The organism is Streptomyces sp. NPDC057654 (assembly GCF_042800135.1).
Taxonomy (GTDB): domain Bacteria; phylum Actinomycetota; class Actinomycetes; order Streptomycetales; family Streptomycetaceae; genus Streptomyces.
In genome coordinates this window covers 1-1894 of sequence record NZ_JBHVHQ010001226.1, presented here as the reverse complement: position 1 = coordinate 1894, position 1894 = coordinate 1, and the positions used below count along the sequence as shown (strand labels likewise).

Here is a 1894-nt window from a genome sequence, read left to right as displayed (position 1 = left end):
GCCCCTGGCCGGGGGTGGGGGGTGCCGACGTCCAGGGGGTGTGGGGTGGGGGTGTCGCCGACCGTCAGGTGTCCGTGCGCGCCGACCGGTCCTTGCTGTTCTGGCGGTTCGTGCTCTGCCGGGGCATGCGGTACACCTGCGCGCCGGCGTGCGGACCGTACGAAGCCGAGACGGCCTCCTGCCAGCCGCTGACGAAACCGTTGAACTCCGCTTCGCGCACGATGCGTTCCGTCACCTTGTCGGCGACCGAGGCGAGGGCGTGTCCCACGTCGCCGGTGAATGTTCCGGATCGGCCGGACTCGGCCGCTACTTCCACGATGGCGTTCACCACGTCCGCGATCGGTGCGCCGCGTTCATTCACCACGGGCCGCCTTCGGTCGAACCGCACTGTGCACTCATGCTGCCCCCAAACGCCTTGCATTGACTCGTCCCCTGCCCGATGCGTCGTGTCCGGCCGCCTGCGGTCCGGCGGTGCCAGGCCGCAGGCGAACCGGTCGTTTCCGGCCGCGTGCAGTCCTCAGCGGATGCCCGGGAGTGTCCTTGTTCATCCAATAATCTATCTCGTCCGTCTGACACACCGTCGGGTAGCGAGACTCCATTAATTGCGTACTCGCGCGCACAGCTTGCGCTCTCGCGCGATCTCGATCACGATAGGTGCAGCGGCGGAGCTGTGCCCATGGCCAGGGCGACGGCATCCGCCGCTTCGTTGTGAAAGGAGCGCTCATGTGACCGAGAGCCCGCTCGCGTTCCCCGACGTGGAACGCCTCATCGTCGACGTCCTCAAGGACCGGCCTGAACTGGCCGGAGCCGTAGTGGACAACCGACCGCCGTCCGGTTTCGACGGCACGCAGAAAGTGGTGCTGGTCTCGCGGACCGGCGGAGCCTGGGTGGACGACCTCCATCTCGACCAGCCCATCGTGGAGTTGGAGAGTTACGGTCCTGACAAGACCGCCGCGCACACCCTCTCCCTGTCCGCGCGTACCGCGCTGTTCCAGCTGCGCGGCGGCGCGTACGGCGGCGCCGTCGTCACCGACGTCGTCGAGGAGGAGGCCGCGCGCTGGCTTCCGGACTACAACCGGCCGGCCGGCAACCGCTACCTCACCCGGGCCCGGCTGTTCCTCCGCCCCGTCTGACGCTTTCCGCCGTATCCGCCATTCCTGTTTTCCGGCCTCGCCTTCGGGCGGGGCCTTTGTCATTCGCTTGACACTCGTTTTTCCTTCGCTGATTTCAGCAACCATTGATTCAAGGAGACTTTCATGTCCGGAATGAACCCGAACGAGATCCGCGTCGCGGGCACCGGCCGCGTGCTCGTCGCCAAGGTCGGCACCACCGCCCCCGTCGACGCCGCTTCCGAGTGGGGCGCGGGCTGGGTGGACCTGGGTTACACCGCGCCCGAGGGCGTCAAGTTCGGCCGCAAGGGCAAGACCGTCAAGGTCAACACCTGGCAGACCGTCGGCGCCGCGCGTTACGTCTACGACGAGCGCGACCTGACCCTGAAGTTCGGCATGCTCCAGCTCAACGAGAACACCCTGCCGTTCTTCTACGGCAACGGGAATGTCGCGGAGACCGCTTCCGGCTCGGGCACGTACAGCTTCGGCGTCACCGACGACGCGCTGATCGAGGAGCGGGCGCTCGGCCTGGAGTTCACCGACGGCAACGAGATCCGCTACCGCTTCATCGTGCCGCGCGGCCAGGTCACCGACACCGACGACATGGACCTCAACCGCAAGGGCGCCATCAAGCTCGGCGTCACCTTCACGGCGTTGCCGCAGGACGGCACCGCGCCGCTGGCGACGTGGATCATGAAGGACCCGGCGTTCGGGGACAAGAAGGCCCCGGTGGAAGACGGCCACTGACCGGCCGGAACGGGCGCCGGCCCCGCAGGGAGCCGGCC

The 1894-nt window shown here is 67.8% G+C and carries 3 protein-coding genes; 2 read left to right on the top strand and 1 reads right to left on the bottom strand.

Annotation, left to right across the window (positions count from 1 at the left end; translation table 11 throughout):
* Window positions 1–64 precede the first annotated feature (64 nt).
* On the bottom strand, window positions 65–361 hold the full coding sequence (locus ACFU99_RS42260; protein ID WP_384403735.1) for a hypothetical protein: 297 nt from the start codon (window positions 359–361) through the stop codon (window positions 65–67).
* Window positions 362–725: 364 nt separating this feature from the next.
* On the opposite strand from ACFU99_RS42260, the gene ACFU99_RS42255 reads away from it, so the two are divergent.
* Window positions 726–1133, top strand: a complete 408-nt coding sequence (locus ACFU99_RS42255) for a hypothetical protein (RefSeq protein WP_384403732.1) — start codon at window positions 726–728, stop codon at window positions 1131–1133.
* Window positions 1134–1256: 123 nt separating this feature from the next.
* Window positions 1257–1856: a phage tail protein gene (locus tag ACFU99_RS42250; RefSeq protein ID WP_384403729.1), complete on the top strand. Its 600-nt coding sequence runs from the start codon at window positions 1257–1259 to the stop codon at window positions 1854–1856.
* Window positions 1857–1894: the final 38 nt, after the last annotated feature.

Excerpts from the sequence above, each read along its gene's own strand:
- ACFU99_RS42250 (WP_384403729.1), top strand. The coding sequence starts at position 1,257 with ATGTCCGGAATGAACCCGAACGAGATCCGCGTCGCGGGCACCGGCCGC.